Source organism: Tardiphaga sp. OK245 (genome assembly GCF_900108575.1).
GTDB lineage: Bacteria > Pseudomonadota > Alphaproteobacteria > Rhizobiales > Xanthobacteraceae > Tardiphaga > Tardiphaga robiniae.
The window spans coordinates 1249601-1271793 of the sequence record NZ_FNWZ01000002.1 but is presented as its reverse complement, the minus strand read 5'-3'; the positions used below and the strand labels follow the sequence as shown (position 1 = coordinate 1271793).

Annotated in this window: 18 protein-coding genes and 1 pseudogene; 6 read left to right on the top strand and 13 right to left on the bottom strand. The window is 61.0% G+C overall.

What is annotated here, in order from left to right:
• The 11 genes from BLW80_RS12600 to BLW80_RS12550 form a co-directional block, all read right to left on the bottom strand.
• Positions 1 to 695 (bottom strand): ABC transporter ATP-binding protein (locus tag BLW80_RS12600; protein ID WP_093758257.1); only part of this gene is annotated, 695 nt, incomplete at its 3' end.
• 59 nt (positions 696 to 754) lie between these two features.
• A complete protein-coding gene (locus BLW80_RS12595; RefSeq protein ID WP_093758142.1) occupies positions 755 to 1384 on the bottom strand; it encodes a 3-hydroxyacyl-CoA dehydrogenase family protein in 630 nt (209 codons plus the stop codon).
• 4 nt (positions 1385 to 1388) lie between these two features.
• Positions 1389 to 2270 carry a 3-hydroxyacyl-CoA dehydrogenase family protein gene (locus BLW80_RS12590; RefSeq protein ID WP_093758141.1) on the bottom strand — a complete coding sequence of 294 codons (882 nt, stop codon included), beginning with the start codon at positions 2268 to 2270 and terminating at the stop codon, positions 1389 to 1391.
• The gene (locus BLW80_RS12585) at positions 2267 to 3433 is read right to left on the bottom strand and encodes an acyl-CoA dehydrogenase family protein (RefSeq protein WP_093758140.1); all 1167 of its coding nucleotides are present in this window, start codon (positions 3431 to 3433) and stop codon (positions 2267 to 2269) included. The genes BLW80_RS12590 and BLW80_RS12585 overlap by 4 nt, the downstream gene beginning before the upstream one ends.
• The gene (locus BLW80_RS12580) at positions 3434 to 4141 is read right to left on the bottom strand and encodes an SDR family NAD(P)-dependent oxidoreductase (protein ID WP_093758139.1); all 708 of its coding nucleotides are present in this window, start codon (positions 4139 to 4141) and stop codon (positions 3434 to 3436) included.
• Positions 4134 to 4901 (bottom strand): enoyl-CoA hydratase/isomerase family protein, encoded by a 768-nt coding sequence (locus tag BLW80_RS12575; protein ID WP_093758138.1) that lies wholly within the window; start codon positions 4899 to 4901, stop codon positions 4134 to 4136. The genes BLW80_RS12580 and BLW80_RS12575 overlap by 8 nt, the downstream gene beginning before the upstream one ends.
• Before the next feature lie 4 nt (positions 4902 to 4905).
• Complete coding sequence (locus BLW80_RS12570; protein ID WP_093758137.1) at positions 4906 to 5685, bottom strand: enoyl-CoA hydratase-related protein; 780 nt, start codon at positions 5683 to 5685, stop codon at positions 4906 to 4908.
• Positions 5686 to 5704: 19 nt separating this feature from the next.
• Positions 5705 to 6937 carry a CaiB/BaiF CoA transferase family protein gene (locus BLW80_RS12565; RefSeq protein WP_244528129.1) on the bottom strand — a complete coding sequence of 411 codons (1233 nt, stop codon included), beginning with the start codon at positions 6935 to 6937 and terminating at the stop codon, positions 5705 to 5707.
• A 13-nt stretch (positions 6938 to 6950) separates the two neighbouring features.
• Complete coding sequence (locus tag BLW80_RS12560; protein ID WP_093758136.1) at positions 6951 to 7943, bottom strand: NADPH:quinone oxidoreductase family protein; 993 nt, start codon at positions 7941 to 7943, stop codon at positions 6951 to 6953.
• Positions 7944 to 7954: 11 nt separating this feature from the next.
• Positions 7955 to 9067 (bottom strand): CaiB/BaiF CoA transferase family protein, encoded by a 1113-nt coding sequence (locus BLW80_RS12555; protein ID WP_093758135.1) that lies wholly within the window; start codon positions 9065 to 9067, stop codon positions 7955 to 7957.
• 28 nt (positions 9068 to 9095) lie between these two features.
• Positions 9096 to 10715 (bottom strand): class I adenylate-forming enzyme family protein, encoded by a 1620-nt coding sequence (locus tag BLW80_RS12550; RefSeq protein WP_093758255.1) that lies wholly within the window; start codon positions 10713 to 10715, stop codon positions 9096 to 9098.
• Between the two features lie 175 nt (positions 10716 to 10890).
• Between BLW80_RS12550 and BLW80_RS12545 the strand changes: the two genes are divergently transcribed.
• Complete coding sequence (locus BLW80_RS12545) at positions 10891 to 12591, top strand: sigma-54 interaction domain-containing protein (RefSeq protein ID WP_244528127.1); 1701 nt, start codon at positions 10891 to 10893, stop codon at positions 12589 to 12591.
• 30 nt (positions 12592 to 12621) lie between these two features.
• Here the strand turns inward: BLW80_RS12545 and BLW80_RS12540 are convergent, their stop codons facing one another.
• On the bottom strand, positions 12622 to 13839 hold the full coding sequence (locus BLW80_RS12540) for an ABC transporter substrate-binding protein (RefSeq protein ID WP_093758133.1): 1218 nt from the start codon (positions 13837 to 13839) through the stop codon (positions 12622 to 12624).
• Between the two features lie 495 nt (positions 13840 to 14334).
• On the opposite strand from BLW80_RS12540, the pseudogene BLW80_RS30995 reads away from it, so the two are divergent.
• The 5 genes and pseudogenes from BLW80_RS30995 to BLW80_RS12515 all read left to right on the top strand — a co-directional run bounded on the left by BLW80_RS30995 (position 14335) and on the right by BLW80_RS12515 (position 20978).
• Positions 14335 to 15548, top strand: a pseudogene (locus tag BLW80_RS30995) (ABC transporter substrate-binding protein).
• Positions 15549 to 15613: 65 nt separating this feature from the next.
• Entirely contained in the window at positions 15614 to 17296 is a 1683-nt protein-coding gene (locus tag BLW80_RS12530; RefSeq protein ID WP_093758254.1) for a class I adenylate-forming enzyme family protein, read from the top strand.
• Between the two features lie 11 nt (positions 17297 to 17307).
• Entirely contained in the window at positions 17308 to 18099 is a 792-nt protein-coding gene (locus BLW80_RS12525) for an SDR family NAD(P)-dependent oxidoreductase (protein ID WP_093758253.1), read from the top strand.
• A gap of 22 nt (positions 18100 to 18121) precedes the next feature.
• Positions 18122 to 19006 (top strand): MaoC/PaaZ C-terminal domain-containing protein, encoded by an 885-nt coding sequence (locus tag BLW80_RS12520; protein ID WP_093758132.1) that lies wholly within the window; start codon positions 18122 to 18124, stop codon positions 19004 to 19006.
• A gap of 4 nt (positions 19007 to 19010) precedes the next feature.
• Positions 19011 to 20978, top strand: coding sequence for an AMP-binding protein (locus BLW80_RS12515; RefSeq protein WP_139285812.1), 1968 nt, complete (start codon positions 19011 to 19013; stop codon positions 20976 to 20978).
• Between the two features lie 14 nt (positions 20979 to 20992).
• Here BLW80_RS12515 and BLW80_RS12510 read toward each other — a convergent pair whose 3' ends face one another.
• The gene (locus BLW80_RS12510) at positions 20993 to 22081 is read right to left on the bottom strand and encodes an NADPH:quinone oxidoreductase family protein (RefSeq protein WP_139285811.1); all 1089 of its coding nucleotides are present in this window, start codon (positions 22079 to 22081) and stop codon (positions 20993 to 20995) included.
• Positions 22082 to 22193 lie beyond the last annotated feature (112 nt).

Genomic DNA, 22193 nt, shown 5'->3' with positions numbered 1-22193 from the left:
TAGCTGCCTTCCGCAAGAACCTTTCCGCGAGTCAGAACGGTAATGATGTCCGACAGATTGGACACGACGCTGAGGTTATGTTCGACCATCAGGATGGTATACTTCGCCGAGATGCGCTTGATCAGCGCGGCGATCTTGTCGATGTCCTCGTGGCCCATGCCGGCCATCGGCTCGTCGAGCAGCATCATCTCGGGGTCGAGCGCCAGCGTGGTGGCGATCTCTAATGCCCGCTTGCGGCCATAGGGCATTTCCACGGCGGGCGTATTGGCAAATTCGCTGAGGCCGACGTCGTCGAGCAGTTCGGCGGCGCGTTGATTGTACTGATCCAGCACGCTCTTGGAGCGCCAGAAGTCGAACGACGATCCATGCTGGCGCTGCAGTGCAACACGGACATTTTCCAGCGCCGTCAGATGCGGAAACACCGCGGAAATCTGGAACGAACGTACGAGGCCAAGGCGCGCCACGTCGGCGGGCGCCGTCGCGGTGATATCCTTGCCCTTGTAGAAAATCTGGCCGGCGGACGGCTGCATGAACTTGGTCAGCAGATTGAAACACGTGGTCTTGCCGGCCCCGTTAGGGCCGATCAATGCGTGAATGGTGCCGCGGCGAACTTTGAGACTGACATCGCGGACTGCAAAAAAGCCCGCAAATTCCTTGGTCAATCCGTTGGTTTCGAGAATGAAGTCGCTTGTCACTGAAAATCCTGCCAGATGATGGCCGATGCCGCCCACCGTTGGCGACACCGGTGGAGACGTCATCCGCCCCGTTTGCGACGCGATGCAACGACCGCGCGGCGCGGCGGTGCGTAGGATGGTGTGCCATAGGTCTCGAACAGTGCCTGCGTGACATCGAAATGCCGCGCGAGGCCGCCGCGCACGACGCGCTCGATCGGGCCGTCGGGATAACCAAGACCGAGCTTGCAGGTCAGGTCCATGTCCTGCTGCGTGGCAAGGCCTTCATCGAGGAAGCGCAGTGCCGCATTGTATTTTGGCAGCACGAGCCGGTTGATGATGCGTCCAATCTGATCGGACGACACGACGACTTCGAGCCCGGCCATCTTGAACATATCGCGCGCAGCAGCCACGGCCGTATCTGACGCGCCCGCGGGACGCACTAGTTCAACCAAGGGCGATGGCTTATCATCGCCATTGCAATAGCGTGCAAAGCCCAGAACATTGGTCTCGTTGCAGTCATCGCCAATGTGCTCGGCGAGACTTTCATTGCCGAGCTCGATCAGGATCGCGCTTTTCGACGAATCGGCAACGAACGTTGCGCCGCACAGAACGAGGATGTCGGCATTGGCCGCGCGCGAGGCATTTTGCAGGAAGCTGTCGCCATCCGGGAATGAACGGCTCGAGCCGCTCTGACTGATTGCATAAGCCATCGGATCAAGCTCCAAACATCGCGTTGCCTTCGTAATTGAAGAAGCCCCGCCCGGACTTACGTCCGAGCAGGCCGGCGGCGACCATGCGGCTGAGCAGCGGCGGCGTGGCCGCGCGCGGATCGAGCGTGATCGGGTAGAACGCCTCGCAGAGACGGACCTGGGTATCGAGACCGATCAGATCGATCAGTTCGAGCGGCCCCATCTTATAGCCGAGGCCCACCTTGATCGCCTTGTCGACGTCCTCGGCGCTGGCAACGCCGGCCTCAACCGCGCGGATGGCGTCGTTGTTGAACGGCACCAGCAGCGCGTTGAGAATGAAGCCGGGCTTGTCCTGGGTCTTGACCGGGATCTGGCCGCAGGCTTTGGTCCAACCCCACGCGGTCTGGAAGGTCTCGTCCGAGGTCAGAATTCCCGGCGACATTTCGATCAGCTTCATCAACTGCGCGGGCAGACAGAAATGCATGCCAACCACACGCTCGGGACGCTTCGATCCCGATGCGATCTGGGTAATCGAGAGGGTCGAGGTGTTGGATGCGAAGATCGTGTCATCCGAACAGGCGCCGTCGAGACGCTTCATCAGATCGCGCTTGACGGTTAGATCCTCGAAGATCGCTTCGATCACCATGTCGCAAGCGCCGAGCTCGCCGATATCCGTCGTATGCGACATCGCGCCGAGGATTTCGTCGCGCTTGGCCTGCTCCAGCTTGCCACGCGCAACGGATTTATCGAGGAACGCGGCGGACTGCTTGCCGGCGCGCTCCAGCGCATCGGCCTTCATGTCGAAGGAGATGGTGCGATAGCCAGCGCGCGCCGCGACCAGCGCAATGCCGGCCCCCATGGTGCCGGCGGCACCGCAGACGCCCACGGTCTTGATGGTTTTCGTCATTTGGTTGCAAAGCTCCTGCCGATGAGCTGACGGTGCACCTGATTGGTGCCCTCCCAGATCTGTGTGATTTTGGCGTCGCGCATCAGGCGCTCCACGCGGAAGTCGCGGCAATAGCCGTAGCCGCCATGCATCTGCACGGCATCCGTCGCCGCACGCATCGCGAGATCTGACCCACGCATCTTGGCCATGGAGGCCTCGACGCTGAAATCCTTGGCGCCGCTGTCGATCAGATGCGCCAGATGATCGAGCCAGCAATCGGCCATTGCGAGATCGGTGGCGAGATCGGCCAGCATGAACTGGTTGCCCTGGAAATCGACAATGCGGCGGCCGGATTGTTTGCGCTCGTTCATATAGGCGACCATGTCCTTGAAGGCGGCCATGGCGATGCCCAGCGAATGCGCGCCGATGCTCGGACGCGAGCGATTCAGCGATGCCAGCAGGATGCGCAGGCCATCACCGGGTTTACCGATCAGATTGGCTTTGGGCACGCGAACGCCATCGAATTGCAGTGCGGCGGTCGAGGAGCCGCGATGGCCCATCTTGTCTTCCAGGCGCACCACAGAGAAGCCCGCTGCCCCCTTCTCCAGGATCAACACCGAGATTGCCTTCTTGGCATCCTCGATGCCGGCGAACTTGCCGAACAGCAGGATGCGATCGGCAACGTCGCCTGACGTGATGAAGATTTTTGATCCATCGATGACGATGTCGTCACCATCTTCGGTGAAACGGGTCTTCATGCCGGTGGCATCTGAGCCGGCCGCTTCCTCAGTGATGGCGAGCGAGGCCAGACCGCCCTCGGCGATGCAGGGCAGCAGACGCTCACGCTGCTCATCGGTGCCGAATTCGATCAGTGGCTTCATCGCATGGAAGTTGGTGGCGTAGATGATACCGGTGGAGGCGCAGGCCTCGGCGATCCGCCGCACCACTGCGAGGTACAGACGGAACGACATGCCGGTGCCGCCGAACTGCTCCGGGATGAAGATGGTGTTGAGACCTAGGGCATTGATGGCCTCGACATTCTTCCACGGAAATTCGCCGGTCGCATCGATATGCGCGGCGTTCGGTGCGATGACCTCGACACAGAGCCGATCGACCTGCGAGATGATCAGGCTCTCGCTCTCATCCCAGGAACGGTTGCGTTCAAGCTGTTCGAAGACCAACATTTAGTGATTCATCCCTTGTCCGCCGTCGATATAGATCGTCTCTCCGGTGAGAAAGGCGATGTTCTCGGCAAAAAGCGCGCCGACGAGCCGCGCCACTTCCTGCGCCGAACCGGCACGGCCGGCGGGCACACGCCGCTTGAGCCAGGACTGCACCTTCTCGCTGGCGAGAAAGTCCCGGTTAAGATCGGTTTCGATGTAGCCCGGCGCGACATCGAGCACGCGGATGCCATCGCGGGCCCATTCAGCAGCCAGGCAGCGCGTGATCGCGCCCACCGCCGCCTTGGAGGCGCAGTAAGCGAGATTGTCGACCACGGCGAGCTTGTCGAAGAATGAGCCGATATTGACGATCAGGCTGTCACCGTGCGCCTTGAGATGTGGATAGACCTCGCGGCAGGACACCATCACCGCCGAGGCGTTGAGGCGCATGGTCGACTCGAAGTCGGCGAGCGACAGCTCGGCGCTGCGCTTGCCTTCATGCGCGCCGGCATTGTTGATCAGGCCGATGATCGGGCCGTTCGCGGCGACGCTGGCGATGGCCTCTGCAATCGCCGTCTCGTCGGTCATGTCGCAGGCATAGCCGGTGCCAGCTGCCGTGGTGCCACTGCGGGAGAAGCCGGCGACCGCAAAGCCGCGGCGCTCGAGCTCGAGCGCGATGGCCTCACCGATGCCACGGCTGGCGCCAGTAACGATGATCTGTCCCTTACTCATCCTTGAAATTCGCTTTTCTCTTTTCGGTGAACGCCGCCATTCCCTCCGCCGCATCGGCGGTGCCGAAAGCGAGCGTCGAGAGATCGGCCTCGATCTTCAGGCCTTCCTGGATCGGGACATCGAGCGCGCGCGACACGGCCTCACGGGCGAGATTCTGCGCCAGCAGGCTGTAGCCGGTGAACTCATGGGCGAAAGCCATGGCGGCATCGACCGCATTGCCCTCGACGAGGCGATGGACAAGACCGATGCGATGCGCCTCCTCGGCCGCAACGGTGCGGCCAAGCATGATCATTTCCATCGCACGCGCTTCGCCGATCACGCGCGGCAGCCGCTGCGTGCCGCCATAGCCGGGGATCAGGCCGAGCTTGATCTCCGGCAGGCCGAGTTTTGCATTCGGCGTCGCGACGCGGAAGGTGCAGGCCAGCGCCAGCTCAAGCCCGCCACCGAAGGCAAAACCGTTGATGGCCGCGACGGAGGTGAAGGGCAGCCGGTCGAGCTTGGCGAAGGTTGCCTGCCCCATCTCGGCGCCGCGCTTAGACTCGATCATGGAGCGACCGCCGAGCTCCTTGATGTCGGCTCCGGCGCAGAATGCCTTTTCGCCGGCACCGGTGACGATGAGGGCGCGGACCTTCCAGTCCGCGACCTCGGTGAGTGCATCTGAGATTTCCTTCAGCACCGAAAACGACAGCGCATTGAGCGCTGCCGGCCGATTGAGCCGCAGCAGCGCGCAGTCTTCCAGCTTTGTCAGCTCAACCGGCATTGGCTTACTTCCCGAATTTGGAGGCGTCAGGCTTGCGCTTGCCGGCGAAGGACGCCGACATTTCCTTGCTCTCTTCCGTCTCGAGATACGGACGCAGCAGCAGGTCGTGCGACACGCGCGCGAGGCCAGACACGCCGCCATGGCGGGCATTGAACGCCCCCTTGATGGAGGCCAGCGCAAACGGGCCGCGATCAGCGATTTCAAGCGCGAATTTGCGGGTCTCTTCCTTCAGCTTGTCGTCTGGCACGACCCTGTTGATCAGGCCAATCTCGAGAGCCTCCTTGGCGGAGATTTTTGGATTGGCGAACCACATCTCCTTGGCCTTCTTCTTGCCGACGAGATCTTCCAGATACCAGGTGCCGTAACCGGCATCGAACGAACCCATCATCGGGCCAACCTGGCGGAACGTGGCGCTTTCCTTGGCGATGGTGAGATCGCAGACCACCTGCAGCACGTTGCCACCGCCCACAGCGAAGCCGTTGACGCTGGCGATCACCGGCTTCTGCAGGCGGTCGATCGATTCATACATTTCGAGGGTCGGCAGGACGCCGGCGTAAAGCATGGACTTCTCCATGCCGTCCTTGCGGCCGCCGATGCAGAAGAATTTTTCGCCGGCGCCGGTGATCACGATCACGCGGGTGCGAGTCTCGCGACGGATATCATTGATGCAGTCGCGGATCTCGTGACACATGTCCACGGTGAACATGTTGCCGTCGTCGGGACGGTTCAGCGTGATGGTGCCGATCGGGCCGTCTTCTTCATACAGGATGGTGCTGAAGCTCATGGGTGTTTCCTTTCGTTTGTTATTGCGTTGATGAGCTGTTGAGCTCGCGTAAAATGTCGTCAGTATGTTCGCCCAGGCGCGGCGGTGCACAGCGCGGCACATTCGGTGTGCCATCGATCACAAACCCCGTTCCCACCTGCGGAACGATGCGACCATCATCGGCTGTCATGCGATAGAACAAACCACGCCTATGCAGCGTTTCATCGGCGACCACCTGATCGACACGGTTGATCGGCCCGGCGGGCACGCGTGCCGCCGCGAACAATGGCAACCAGTGCGATCGCGGCTTCTCGCGCAGGATCGACGCAATCTCCGCAACGATGTCGTCGCGGTTCTCGCGGCGCTCGATATTGCTGCGCCGGCCATCCATCGATGCCTGGTCGGGCTTGCCGACGGCATCCCAGAAACGCTGCCAGAGATTGTCGTTGCCGAGGCCGAGGGTGATCGGATCATCCGCCGTCTCAAAGGCCTGGTAGATCGCAATCACGCTGTCGCGTCCGCCCGAGCGGGTCGGTACAGTGCCGGAGCCGAGATAGGGCATGATGCGGCATGACAGGAAGCGTGTCATGGAATCCACCAGTGCGACATCGACCACATGGCCCTTGCCGGTGCGCTGCCGATCGAACAGCGCGGCGATCGCACCGAAAGCGGCATCCTGTCCGGCCAGCATATCGGCCGCCGGAGCCCCCACTTTCTGCGCTTCGCGGCCGGCTTCGCCGGTGACATCCATGATCCCCGAATAGCCTTCGGCGATCAGATCGTAGCAAGTCCAGTCAGCGCGCTCGCCATCGATGCCGAAGCCTGTGATCGAGACATAGATCAGGTCCTCGCGCAGCGCACGCAGCGTCGCCACGTCGATCTTGAGTTTGCGAGCGACGCGCGGTGACACATTGACCACGACCATGTCGGCTGTCTTCATCAGCCGGTGCAGAATCTCCAGTCCTTCCGGGCTGGAATAATCGAGCGCAACGCTCTTCTTGTTGCGATTAACGCTGGCGAACCAGAGAGCTTCTCCATCGAGAAAGGGAGGTCCCCAAGCGCGCGCATCGTCGCCGCCATTTGGCCGCTCGATCTTGAGAACTTCCGCCCCCATGTCGGCCAGCAACATTGTGGCCGACGGCCCCGCGATCGACGTCGTGAGATCGACGATCCTGATGCCGTCCAGCATCGTATAGCCGCGACCGGATTTCACCAGCGGCAGCGCATCGGCAGGGATCGCTTCGGGTTTGGCGGTTTTGATTCCAGTGGTCACTGCTGCTGTCCCGTTACCGATCCATCACGATGACGGCCTTGCCGCGAACCTTGCCCTGCTCGATCAGCTCGAGCGCAACCGGCAGCTCCTTGAATGGAAACTCTTTCATCACATGCGGCTTCACCGCGCCGGACTGCCACAAATCGAAGATGGCACTTTGCACGTCGTCGATCCGCTGCGGCGTGCGGTCGCGATAATCGCTCCACTGCAGGCCGGTGACGGCGATGTTCTTTACCAGCAGATAATTCACCTTCAGTGTCGGAATACCGCCGGCGGCAAAGCCGATCACCACCAGACGACCGCACCAAGCGAGCGCGCGAATGGCCGCGGCGAAGAATTCATCGCCGAGCGGATCGATGACCACATCGACGCCCTTGCCGCCGGTCACTGCATGCACCTGGGCGCGGAGACTTTCGCGCATATTCGGCTGGGTGAGATCGATCACATGATCAGCGCCGCTCTGGCGCACCAGCTCTGCTTCTTCCTCGTTACGCACGGCGGCGAGCACCGTGGCGCCAAGGCCCTTTGCCAGTTGCACCGTGGCAAGCCCGATGCCGCCGGCGGCACCGCCGACCAGTACGCTCTCGCCGGGCTTGAGATGGCCGCGATCAATCAGCGCGAGATAGGCGGTCTGATAGACAAGGCCCATGGCCGCGGCCGACGCGAAGGACAGGCCTTCCGGCATCTTGAACACTTGGTGTTCGGCGACGACAGCCTGCTCTGCGAATCCGCCATTTTCGACATGGCACAACACGCGATCACCAGCAGCCACGCGGCTGACGCCCTCGCCGACGCCGAGCACGACGCCGGAAAAATCCTTGCCCGGTGTGAACGGGCGCGGCGGCAGGATCTGGTACTTGCCGGAGACCACCAGAACGTCGGGAAAATTGATGCCAGCGGCGCGGATGCCGACATGGACCTGGCCCGGGCCCGGCTTGAGGTCCGGAACCGAGTTACACTGCAGCGACGACGGAGGACCGTGCTCGACGACCTGAAAGGCTTGCATGGATGGTCCCCTTACTTGGACAGAATGGCTTCGGTGTCAGCGCCGAGTGAGGGCGGTGACGCCTGCTCGGCGCTGCGGAAGATGCTGGAGACCGGCACAGGGATGGCGGGAATGGTGCGGCCATCAACGGCGATCTTGCGATCCAGCAATCTGCGCGCCTTGACATGCGGATCGGCGACAGCGTCCTTCAGGCTGGCAACGATCGAGCAACAGACGTCCTTGCCTTCGAAGATCGACATCCATTCGGTGCTGGTTTTGGATGCGATGATGGCGCCCACCGCTTCGATCGCCGTGTTCCAATCCGCGTCGGGAGAACGCATGTCCGCTGGCAGCGCGATCGCCGTGCAGAAATTGTCCCAGAACTTGTCTTCGATCGGCGCTGCAGCGAGGTAGCGGTTATCGGCCGTGCGATAGATCTGGTAGCGCGGGCTTCCGCCCGTCACCAGCGCGTCGCTGCCGCCCGGCCAGTCATTGGCCGCAAAGCCATTGCCGAGCCCCCAATATGCAAGGCCCAGCAGATTGTCGCCCATGGAGATGTCGAGATAGCTGCCCTCGCCCGTGCGATCGCGCTTGCGCAGTGCCAAGAGAACATTGGTCATGGCCGGATAGGCACCGGCAGCGAGATCTGCGATCAGCACGGGAGGGATGATCGGCGCGCCGGTACGATCCGCGCTGAGGCCGAGGATACCCGACTCTGCGAGATAGTTCAGATCGTGTGCGGCGATCATCGCCTTGGGACCGTTCTGGCCCCAGCCGGTGACGGCGCAATAGATGATCTTCGGATTGATCGCCTTCATGGCCTCATAGCCGAGACCAAGACGATCCATCACGCCCGGGCGAAACTGCTCGATGACCACATCGGCTTCCTTGATGAGGGGGCGCAACCGCGCGATGGAATCGGGGGCCTTGAGATCGATGGCGATGCTCTTCTTGCCTGCATTCAGCAATGCGAAATTGACGCTGTCATCGCCGATCTTCGGCTCGTAGCTGCGCATCTCATCGCCGCGGACGGGCCGCTCCACCTTCACGACATGCGCGCCGGCTTCCGCCATCATCAGGCTGGCAAAGGGTCCTGGCAGCAAGGTGCTGAAATCAAGTACGCGTACGTCGTCGAGTGGTCGCATGAAAGGTCTCGTCTGTTCAGATCTGGATCTAGGCGCTGCGCGCGGCAGCCGGCGCTTTGACCGGCGACGGTTGCAACTGACCGCGCTGAACCTGCAGGATCAGCTCGCGTTTAAGGATTTTTCCGCTCGCGGTGAGCGGAAACTCGGCGACCCGCACGAAATATTCGGGCATGTCGTATTTCGAGAGGCCTTCGCTGCGGAGATGCGCAAGCAGCTCCTCTGCACTCAAAGAGCCCGAGACCGCGATGCATACGCGCTCGCCCAACCGATCGTCCGGCACCGGAAATGCGGCCACACGCCCGGCATTTGGATGACGAACCGCCATCGCCTCGATATGCGACGGGTAAATATTGTGCCCACCACGAATGATGAGGTCCTTCAGCCGCCCCTCGATCCGCAGATTGCCATCAGCGTCCATCACACCGAGATCGCCGGACATGAACCAGCCGGCGCTGTTGAAGCTGCCTTCGGTGGCTTTCTGATTGTTGAAATAGCCCAGCATCAGTGCCGCACCACGACCGCCGATCTGGCCGACCTCGCCCGGCCCGACCTCGCGGTCTTCATCATCAGGATGAAAGAGCCGCACGTCATAAGCTTTGCCGCCGCGACCGCACGAGCTGACGACCACATCGGGCTGATCACCGGGATGCGTGTATTGGTGCGACGAGTTTTCCGTCATGCCATATACGTTCTGTGGCTTGATGCCCTGCGCAACGAAAGCTGCAGCAACGCTCGGCGGAATTGGCGCACCGGCCATGTAGAAGATCGAGACATTGCCGAGCTTCGGATTTCCGGCAGCGCGCTGCTCGCCCAGAATGTCCATCGCATGCGTCGGCACGCCCAACACATAATTGGCGCCCGTATGCGCGATCCAGTCGAGCCGGCTCATGCCCTGCGGCGGATCCGCGGTAACGAAGCGCCCGCCCATCAACAACCACTGCGCCACACCGACCCACGCAATGTGATGCGACAGCGGTGACAGCGACAGCAACACCGTCTCGGGACCATGCTGCCAGTCGCGGACGAGATCGCGCGCATTGGCCAGGAGCGTATTGTCCGAATGCATGACGCATTTCGGTGATCCCGTCGTGCCTGACGTGAAAGCGAGATAGGACACCTTGTCCGGATCGTCGCACGGCTCGGTGACATTGCTCGCCGCTCCAGGGAATGCGTCAGGCGTGTAGACCACCTTGAGACTGGGGATCCGCACCAACACCGAGTCGAAGTCGGACTGGGCGCGATCGGTACCCCAGCCCTCCTCGGTCAGCAGCGCACGCGCAGACACGGTCTGCAGGAGCTCTCCAACTTCGGCACAGGTAAAGGTCTTGTGGACCGATGGATTGCAGGCCACCCCCTCGCGAGCGCAGGCGAGAAACATCACCACCGCTTCTGCGCGGCTCGACAGCCACATCACGACACGATCGCCACCGACAAGGCCAAACGCACGGAGGTCCGCCGCAACTCCGTCGACCCAATGCTTCAGCTCGGCCCAGGTGAGTGTACGTCGCGCATCCTGAAGCGCGATCGCATCGGGGCGGCTCGCCGCGTGGCGCGCGAGCAGGCTGTAGAAGGTGTCGTCAGCCCACAAACCTGAACTGTAGTAACGCTTCGACGCTACCGGATGGTGCAAAGTAAGATACGGTTTCATCCCTGTCTCGCAGCGCAGCATATGAAAGGCCTCTGTGGGCGTGTTGCTGGCGGGATGTAATGAGCAACACTCATGCCACATTTCCTTTCAAGCGCGAACACCAGCAATTGCAGCGATTTCGAAACGTCGCTTTGCGGTGATGCCAAGGGAGTGTCTTCAACGACGGCAAAGCGTCTTGCAGTTCCACCGCCGCTGTGCTCCTGTTGTCCTCAATAAGGACACTGAGGAAATGCCAAAGACAATTTCAGGGATCATTGCTGGCGTCTTGCTGACGGATGCCGCTGCACGCGTTGTGGCGTATGTCGGCCTCGGCAAGGATCCGCGCGTGCAATCTCTCGCCATCGATCCGCACTGGATGGAAGAAGCACGCGAGCGACGGATCACCACGCTCAATCTCGATCGCAAGGTCTATGTCGTTCTTCTAGCACGGGTTGCCGAAGGAGAGATGCTCGTATTGGCCGATGCGCCGGGCGACGCGTTGCTTAATTTCATCGGCAGCGTCGATTTCTCATGGGACATTTTCCAGTATCTGCTCACCGACCCATTCGACGCGATGACCGTGGTCGATGACAAGGCAAACATCGTCTACATCTCGCCGGTGCATGAATCCTTCTTTGGACTGCGCCCCGGCGAAGGCAATGGCAGGCCGGTCGAATCCGTCATCGACAATACGCGCCTGCATGAAGTCGTTGCGACCGGCAAGGCCGATGTGGGCGCCATCCAGCGGATGCGCGGATCGGAACGCGTCGTGTCGCGCATTCCGATCAAGCGCGACGGCAAGGTACTGGGTGCTATCGGCCGCGTGATGTTCAAGGGACCGCAGCAGGTCGATGCGCTGAGCGCGCGCATCAAGACTCTGGAAGGCGAGCTCGAATTCTACAAACGCGAAAGCGAGACCCTGAAGTCTCGCGCGTACGGCCTGGAGGCTATTATCGGGACGAGTCCGTCAGTTCAGCGTCTTCGAGCGCAGATCATCAAGGTCGCACCGCTGGAGATACCGGTGCTGATCCGGGGCGAAAGCGGCACCGGCAAGGAATTGGTCGCGCATGCGTTGCACCTCCTCAGCCCACGCCGCGACCACGCCATGGTCAATGTCAACGCCGCCGCGTTGCCGGCCAATCTTGTTGAGTCCGAACTGTTCGGTTACGAGCCCGGCGCGTTCACGGGTGCAGATAAGAAGGGACGCAAGGGCAAGTTTGAGCAGGCCAATGGCGGCACAATCTTGCTTGATGAAATCGGCGACATGCCACTGGAAGTGCAGGCTAAATTGCTGCGCGTTCTGCAAGACAGAATCGTCGAGCGTGTTGGCGGCGATCGCCCGCAGGCCGTGGATTTCCGTCTGGTATCGGCAACGAACAAAGACTTACAGTCCCTCGTGGAAACAGGCGACTTCCGCCTCGACCTGTTCTATCGAATCTCGCCGATCGTTATCGAACTTCCTCCACTCCGCGACCGCCTCGAAGACATCCCTGCCCTCGCCAATAAATTTCTGCATGACATCGCTTATCGCCACGCGCGACGCGTCCCGATGCTAAGCGCCGATGCATTGAACGAACTCATGGATCGTGCGTGGCCCGGAAATATCCGTCAATTGCAGCACGAAATCGAACGGGCATTCGTGTTCTCGGACGGACATGTCATTGGGGCTCAGGATCTCTCGGACATGCCACAGCGCACGCCGACGATCCCTCGGCAACCCATGGCGCAAGACGCACCGCAACGCGAGCTAAAATATATCGTGTCGGATATTCTGAACGAAGAGATCAAAGAAGCGATTGCCGCTTGCAGGGGCAACAAGAAGAAGGCCGCAGCCGCGCTCGGAATCTCGCGCTCCTTCCTTTACAAGAAACTCGCGGAAATGGAGCGGACACGCTAGGCATCCACTCCCGTTCCTAACGCAAGACCTTTACTTCTTGATCAGCGGACATTCACTTTCGGAGAGCGGCCGGAAGGCCTGATCCGCGGGGATTGTAGCGACGACATTCATCAAATCCCATGTCGACTTCGAGTCGGCGGGCTTCTTGGCCTCCATGAGGTACATGTCACGCATCATACGGCCGTCGTCCCGGACGGAGCCGTTCTTCGTCATGAAGTCGTTCACCGGCAGCTTCTTCATGGTCGCAACCACGGCCTTGGCTTCGTCGGTTCCGGCCTCCTTGACGGCCTTCAGATAGTGCATCGCTGCGCTGTAGATGCCCGCCTGGAACATGGTCGGCGGCTTGCCGCCGTGACGTTCGGCGAAGCGCTTGGAGAACGCGCGCGTTTCGTCATTCTGGTCCCAATAGAACGCTTCCGTAAACAGCAACCCCTGCGCCGTCTTGAGACCAAGCGTGTGAATGTCCGTCAGCAATACAAGAAGGCCCGCCATCTTCTGACCGCCCGACATGATACCGAAGTCAGACGCATTCTTGATCGCGTTGATGGTATCGGCACCCGCATTCGCCAGACCGATCACCTGCGCCTTCGAGGACTGTGCCTGCAGCAGGAAGGACGAGAAATCCGATGAGTTGAGCGGCGCGCGGACGGTGCCAACTACCGTGCCACCTTTTTGTTTCACGATCGCCGACGTGTCTTGCTCCAGAGCATGGCCGAAAGCATAATCGGCCGTAAGGAAGAACCACTTATCGCCATTGCCGCGCGCGATAACCGCGCTCGCAGTGCCCTTCGCAAGCGCGTAGGTGTCGTAGACCCAATGCATGCCCAGCGGGCTGCATTGCTTTCCGGTCAACAATGTCGATCCGGCTGACGTCGTGATCGAAACGCGGTTCTTCTCTTGGGTAATCCCCTGCACCGCCAGTGCAACGCCGGAATGTCCGAGCCCGAGGATCACGTCCACGTTTTCATTGTCATACCAACGGCGCGCGATCGCCAGACCGACATCAGCCTTGTTCTGAAGGTCAGCCGAGACGACTTCGATCGGCTTTCCGTTGACTTTGCCGCCGAAATCCTCGACGGCCATTTTCACCGCGACGACATCACCCGGCCCCTGGATATCGGCATAAGGCCCCGACATATCGTCCAGCACGCCAAGCTTCACAATATCGTTGGACATCTGCGCATACGCAGGTAAGGCCGACGACACGCCCAGCATCAGTATTGCAGCTGCGAACACACATTTTTTCATTTCGTTCTCCCCTTCGCCGCGACATCCGCCGGCTAAAGGGACACAGAGCAATATGAATGCCAACGCAAAATGCCGCGGTCTCGTCGCGAAGACATCAACGAAAGACGCCCATCTGACCGCGACGAGGACACATGTAGTCGCGGTCAACACAGATCAGCGACATGAGGAAGCGTTGCCTCTTCGCAACCGCAGCATCATCCAATCCATTTGATGCGCAGCGCTGACCAATCAGCAGCCGATTATCGGGCCAAGCGCTGTAGTTACGGTCGTCGACACAAATCCCGTATGCCCCAGCCGCGATACGGCAATTCGGCAACGAACCGTGTCCTCTACAGTTCGATCCGATTGTCACGGGATCAACACTGCCACGGAATGCCTTGCTCTTCCTGGCACAATGGACCGGCCACATCGTCATAGCTTACATCTTGGCACGAACGATGCTTAAGCGACGAGAGCAGCGGCATTATCGCTGATAAAAAATCTAGAGGAAACACAATGAAAAAGTGGGCTTTGGCCTGCGCCGCCCTCCAGCTTGCGCTTTTCGCCCAGTTTGCGCCTGCACAAGCTAATGAAGAGGTGAAAATCGGAGTGCTGACGGATCTTTCCGGCCCTGACAGCGACATGGCGGGAGCCGGTTCGGTCCTCGCTGCGCAGATGGCCGTGGAGGATGCTGGCGGCGTGGCCGGTGGTCGCCAGGTTGACGTGATCTCTGCGGACCATCAGCGCAAGGCTGATATTGCAAGTGCGCTCGCATCGCGCTGGTTCGACAATGAAAATGTGGATGCCATCCTCGACGTGCCGCTCTCGTCTGCTGGCCTTGCCGTGCAGGAAGTTGCAAGGCAGCGCAGCAAAGTGGTCATGTTCTCGACGTCCGCAACTTCTGATTTGACCGGCAAGGCATGTTCGCCGACAGGCTTCCATTGGACCTATGACACGACCGCGGTCGCCAACGGCACTGCCGCCGCAGTAACCAAGGCTGGCGGAAAGAAGTGGTTCTTCGTCGCTGCGGATTACGCATTCGGCCACGCATTGCAGCGTGATGCGACCGCGGTTATCGAGAAGAACGGCGGCCAGGTGATTGGTAACGTACGCCATCCCGTCGCAGCCGCCGATTTCGCTTCGTTTCTGCTGCAGGCACAAGCGTCCAAGGCCGATGTCGTGGGGCTCGCCAATTCCGCTACGGACTTCATCAACTCCGTGCGACAGTCGAACGAGTTCGGACTGCAGCAGGGTGGTCAGAAGGTTGCGGCACTGCTGGCCTTTCTCACCGACATTCATAGCCTCGCCTCAACGTAGCCAAAGGTACGCGCTTGACCGAAAGCTTCTACTGGGATCTCAACGACGCGACGCGCGAGTGGTCTAAGAAGTTCGCTGCGCGTCACAATGGTCGGATGCCGACGATGATCCAGGCTGGCATCTACAGCGCGACCCGTCACTATCTCAAAGCAATCGACGCCGCCAAAACCAAGGAAGGCCTGAAAGTTGCGACACAGATGAAGGCCGTGCCCGTCAACGACTTCATGACGGACAATGCCAAGATCTGGCCAAGCGGCTGGGTGCATCGCGACTTCTACCTGTTCGAGGTGAAGAGCCCTGCCGAGTCGAAAGGACCGTGGGATTACTACAAGCTGATCGCCAAAGTCCCAGCCGACGATGCCAAACCCGAAGGTTCCGACGACGCCTGTCCGCTGATGAAAGAGCCGGGCTGAGCCTCATCCACCTCACATCGCGGCGCCGGCGGATGTGGTCGGCGCCGGCCAATGCAAGATTGATCATGACATCCCGCTTTCTCACTCTGCACGACCCGTCATCAGCTCGTCGTCACTATGCCAGCGGCCTGTGGGCTGATGATACGCTCTATATGATGGCTGCGTGCCACGCCGCTGAGCGGCCCGACGCCTATGCGGCACAAGACCGGCGTCACCGGCTGACATGGAAGGAGCTTGTACAATGGGCTGATATCTTTGCCGGCGAGTTGCATGAATCCGGGTTGACCCCCGGCGAGCGTGTCGCGGTCTGGCTGCCCAATCGCGTCGAGATTCTGGTTGCGCTGCTCGCCTGCTCACGCAACGGCTATGTCGCCCTGCTGTCGCTGCATCAGAACCATACGGTGGCGGAAGTCGCATCCCTGCTTGAACGCTTCTCGGTCCGCACCTTCCTCACCAGCGTCGGATACGGCGCGGATTCCGGACAGAACAATATCTTCGCGCGGCTACCTCAGATCGAGAGCATCGAGCGGGTCTATGCTCTCCCCCCAATCGATGCCGCGGACACGCCGAAGCCGGACCAGACCGCCGAATTCCCGGCAAAAGACGCGATCGCCGCCCAATCGCCTATCGACATTAATCCCGACAAGGTCTGCTACATCGCGCTCACTTCGGGCACGACGGGGCAACCGAAGGCCGTCATGCATTCTGACAATACACTCCTTGCCAATGGCCGCGCGATGGTGGCCGACTGGGGACACTCAGCGGATACGATAACCTACTGCCTGGGGCCAATGAGCCACCACCTTGCGATCATCGGCGTGGAGCTGACACTGGTGTCAGGCTGCGAATACATTACGAACGATCTGGCGAAGGGCATGAAGCCGCTGGATCGCATTCTTGAGACAGGCGCGACCTATGTGATGGGCGTCCCGACTCACGCCATCGACATCCAGCAGGACGCCACAACGCGCGGCCTGGAGCGGCTCGGGGACGTCAAGGTGTTCTACATGTCCGGGTCCTCCATTGCGCCGGAAGTCGCGCGACGTTTCGCCGACTACGGTATCGTGCCGCAAAACACGTACGGCATGAGCGAAGGCGGATCGCACACCTCCACGCTGCGCGACGACGGACACGATGTCCTAGTCAACACCGTCGGCCAGTGCTGCGGGCGCGGTAATCCCTGCTACGAACTAAAAGTCTGGAAGGCCAATGACCGCGACATCCTCGCCGCCCCCGGCGAGATCGGCGAACTCGGCGGCCGCGGCGCCTCCTTCATGCTCGGCTACTATGCCAATCAGGCGGCGACGGAAACATCGTTCAACCGGCGTGGCTGGTTCATGTCAGGCGATCTCGCCAGCGTCGATGCCAACGGTAATATCACCATTGCCGGCCGATCCAAGGACATTATCATCCGCGGCGGCCACAACATCTATCCGGTCGAGATCGAAAGCCTGGCTTTGCGTCACCCAGATATCGCAAAGGTCGCAGCGTTCCCGGTCGCTGACGTCCGGCTAGGAGAAAAAGTCTGCCTCGCGATCATCCCCGCCGGCAATAAAAACGTTACCGCTCATATCGCACTCCAGCATCTCGCAGCGGAAGGGCTCTCCAGGTTCGACATGCCCAAATACTTCATATCCGTTTCCGAACTTCCGATAACTGCGAGTGGGAAAGTCCTCAAGCGTGAGCTCGTCGAGAAGGTTCGAAGCGGCGCACTGTCGCCCGAGCCCGTCCGCTACCGCGCATCATGACGAAAGACAGTATGAACACGCTTTCTATATCTTCAGCCCGCGTTGTCCCCGCACTCAACGATCGTATTGCGATCGTCACCGGCGCCGCATCAGGCATTGGCCATGCTCAGGCCCGCCTCTATGCAGCCGCCGGTGCGCAGGTCGTAGCCGTTGATCGCAGCTCTGACGCGCTTCTGGAGCTCGTCAGCACGATCCGGGGCGACGGCGACAAGGCAGTGAGCATCACCGCGGATCTAACGAGCACGAGCGACATCGCCCGTCTGGTCAAAGAGACCACCGACCAGTTCGGCCGTATCGACATTCTCGCCAACACCGCCGGCCTGCACGACGGCTATGTCCGATCGCTCGAGACCAGCGATGAACTCTGGGATCGGCTGTTCGACGTCAATGTAAAGGCCGTCTTCCGCCTCACAAATGCGGTTCTCCCCGGCATGCTCGAACGCGGGCACGGCGTGATCGTCAATATCGCCTCCGTGGCCAGCTTCGTTGCGGGCGGTGGCGGGCCGGCCTATACAGCCAGCAAACATGCGATCATGGGATACACCCGGCAGCTGGCGCATGAATATGGCCGCAAGGGCATCCGTGCCAATGCGGTCTGTCCGGGTATGGTCGAGACCGGCATGACCCGTGAGGTACTGTCCGACAGCACCTCACGCTTCGTCAAAGCCGTCAATGCGGTGCCGGCCGGTCGCTTTGCCCAACCGGAGGATATCGCGGATGTCGCCTTGTTCCTCGCCACGGATGCCGCCCGCTTCATGCATGGCGCCGGTGTCATGGTCGATGGCGGGTTAACCGTTCGATAGATCGAAAGCTCCGAGGCGGCCAGTGGCGATCGACTATGAAACACTGAAGGCGAGACCCTTTCCGGATGTGATCCAGGAATACGGATCGACCGACTGCATTCTCTATGCGCTCGGCATCGGCGTTGGCATGCGCCCGAACGATCCGTTCGACCTGCACTTCACACATGAAGATGGCCTGCAAGCATTGCCGACCATGGCTGTCACCCTCGGCTATCCCGGCTTTTGGCTACGCGCCCCGGACGCTGGCCTCGACTGGAGGACCGTTCTTCATGTCAGTCAGGAACTGATCATCCATCGGCCATTGCCATCCAGCGCCAGGATTATCGGTCGCAATGCCATCGAGGAGATCTATGACCGCGGCCCCGGCAAGGGTGCACTCATGATCACCCGACGCGATATCATCGTGGCTGACGACGGGCAGCCGATCGCAACAATTCGCGTCGGCGAATATTGCCGCGGCGAGACCGGCTTCGGCGGCCCGCCTGCGCCGGCAGCCCGGCGCATTGCCTTCCCCGATCGTCCGCCGGATTTCTCAGTGGAAACGCCCACATCGCCGCAGGCCGCTTTGCTTTATCGCCTGTGCGGCGATGACAATGCCCTGCATGCATTACCCGACGTCGCAAACGATGCGGGATTTCCGCGCCCAATCCTGCATGGCCTCGCCAGTTTCGGGCTGGCAGGCTTCGCGATCGTCAAGACATTTTGCGCTGGCGATCCGACAAGGCTGCGCGAATTGCGGCTGCGACTGACGGCGCCCGTATTCCCCGGCGAAACGCTGCGCACCGATATCTGGCAGACAAGCGAGCGCACCGCCTGCTTCCGAACCCAAGCCACCAGCGACGCCCGCGTGGTTCTGGACAACGGCGACGTCATCGTCGACGTCGCCCAACAGAAAAACGAGGGATGAGACGTTGACCACTGCAACCCCAGACACCATCAGCGACGCCGAACTGATGGCACGCGCCACCTGGTTTCCGAGCGAAGAATTGCGACGCAGCACCAACTGGAGCACGTTCATCGCCCATACTGGCCAGTCCGATTATCCCGCGCTGGAGCAGAAAGCTGCGGCAGATCCAGCATGGTTCTGGGACGCGATCATCCGCTTCTTCGAAATCCGCTTCCAGACGCCGTACCGCAATATCCTCGAACTGACCGACGATCCCGCACGGCCGCGCTGGTGCATCGGCGGACGGATGAACATGACCGAGACCTTGCTCGATCGCCATCTGCTATCAGGTCGTGGCGCACACTCCGCGCTGCTGTGGGAGGGCGAAGATGGCGCCAAGCGCGCCCTGAGCTATGGCGAAACCGCTGCCGCAGTAAACGATCTCGCGCGCGGCCTTGCTGCCGATGGCCTCAAGCCCGGCGACGTGGTCGGCTTGTTCATGCCGATGCTGCCAGAGACGGCCATCGCCTTCATGGCAATCGTCTGTGCTGGCGGCGTCGTCCTGCCGCTGTTCTCCGGTTTCGGCGCCAATGCGATCGCGTCGAGGCTACAGGATGCCGAAGCCACTGTAGTAATTGCTGCCGAGTCTACCTTGCGCCGCGGCAATGTGAGCGCGATGAAAGCTGTGCTCGACGAAGCGCTGCATGACGTGACATCGGTTCATCGTGTCATCGTGTTTCCGACGACACGCACCGCTGACATGCTGGCCGGTCGCGACCTGTGGTGGGACGAGATCGCCAAGCTTGGCCCGGATTTTCCTGCCGTGATCGTCGGCGCCGACGACCCGATGATGGTGATCTACACATCCGGCACGACCGGCAAACCCAAGGGTACGGTGCACACGCATTGCGGCTTCACCGCCAAGACCGCCCTCGATTATTTTCTCTGCTTCGATGTCAAGCGGGAAGATCGCTGGATCTGGATGAGCGATATCGGCTGGCTGATCGGCCCGTTGCAGATCGTCGCGACTTTTATCACCGGTGCAACGCTCGCTTTGGCCGAAGGCGGCCCTGATTATCCGGACAATGGACGGCTCTGGCGCCTGATCCAGGATCATCGGCTGACATTGCTGGGCCTAAGCCCGACCATCGCGCGCCTGATGAATTCCTATGGCGCGGGCGAAGCCACAAAGTACGATCTCAGCTCCCTGCGCGGCGTGGTCTCCACCGGCGAGCCGTGGGACCTGTCGTCATGGGCATGGCTCCACGAGGATGTACTCGGCAAGTGCATCCCGATCATGAACAATATCGGCGGCACCGAACTCGGCGCCATTCTCGTCACCAACCTGCTTTATCCCATCAAGCCGAAGAGTTTTCACGGCAGCGCACCGGGCACCGGAGCGGACATCGTCGACGACAACGGCCGCAGCGTCCCCAACGGCGAGGTGGGTGAGCTTGTCGTCCGCGCGCCGTCCATTGGCACCACGCGCGGGCTGTGGAACGGCGACCCGCGCTTTGCCGACTATTGGAGCCGCTTCCCGGGCATCTGGTCCCATGGCGACTTTGCCTCGCGTGATGCCGACGGCGACTGGTTCATCCACGGTCGCTCCGACGACATCATCAAGATCGCTGGCAAGCGAACGGGTCCTGCCGAGATCGAGGCGCTGCTCCTTGCCACCGGGCGGATCAAGGATGCGGCCGCCGTCGGCGTACCGGACGAGATCAAGGGCTCGGCCATCGTCTGCGTCGTCGTACCGCGGCCCGATCATCCCGCCGATGCAACTCTCGCGGCCGAGATGTCGCGCGTGATCACCGCAGGCCTCGGCGCGCCGTTCAAGCCACGACGCATCATCTTCGTTTCAGATCTGCCGCGTACGCGAAACATGAGAGTGATGCGCCGCGTTATCCGCGCGATCTTGACGGGTGGTTCGCCCGGCGACCTCACCGCCCTCGTCAATTCCGAGAGCGTTGATGAATTGCGCGCGAAACTCTGACGTGATCCAGCCCGTTAGGCCACATCCGGCGCCAGCAGGATCTTGCCCTGGGCCTCGCCGCGTCGAAGCATTTCAAGCGCATCGACGAAGCGGCTCATGGGCAGTACTACGCTGACCTCGGGCTTGAACATACCGTCTTCGATAAAATCAAAAATCCGAGCCTGCACAGTCGCGCAGGCTTCGGGCCAGCGGTCGCGGTAATCTGACCCCTGCAATCCACAGACCGAGATGTTGCGCACCAGCAAATAATTCGTGCGTGCCACTGGGATATCGCCGCCGGTGAATCCGATGACGATATGGCGGCCACGCCAGGCGAGCGCTCGCAAGGCCGGCTCGAATACCACTCCCCCCACGGGGTCGATGGTGACATCAATGCCGCGGCCTTCGGTCAATGCATGTATTTCAGCGCGCAATCCGTCGCGCAAATTTGCCATCGCGAGATCGACCACATGATCCGCACCTGCCTGACGCACCAGTTCGGCCTTGGCGGTACCGCGCGTGCCGGCAATGACTTTTCCGGCACCGAGGGCCTTGGCAAGATGGATCGCGGCGATGCCGACACCCCCGCCGGCGCCGAGTACCAATACGCTCTCGCCGGGCTGCATCAGGCCCCGATCGGTGAGGGCAAACCATGCAGTTTGATAAGTGAGAACCGCGGCGCAAGCGGATTGGATATCGACGCCGTCAGGCACCGGATAGCACAGCGAACGACACACGCTGATCGTCTCGGCGAATGCGCCATACTCGAGCTGAGCCGCAACGCGCTGCCCGACCTTCAGATCCGAAATGCCTGCGCCGAGCGCGACAACGCGGCCGGCGGCGCCCTTTCCCGGCGCGAACGGCAATGGCGGCTTGACCTGATAATTCCCCTCCATCATTAGGATATCCGGATAGTTGACCTCCGCCACCTCGACGGCGATGACAACCTCGCGTTCCTTCGCGACCGGATCAGCCACGTCCGTGAAGCTCGCTTGTGCGATCGGTCCGAACGCGTTTACCTGGACTGCCTTCAATTGTCTTCTCCATTGCAGACGTGATGGCAACGAACAGCAAGTTTTGCGCCGCATATCACGCAGAGCAACAACAGGCAGGATCGCAGGCACTGTCGATCCGCTGGCCAACGATCTTCCTCCTGCAAGCTCTTCATCGTGATCTCAACGAGGACACATGTCCTTCCGGTCAACACTCCGCGACGTGGAGATCGATTTCACCCGC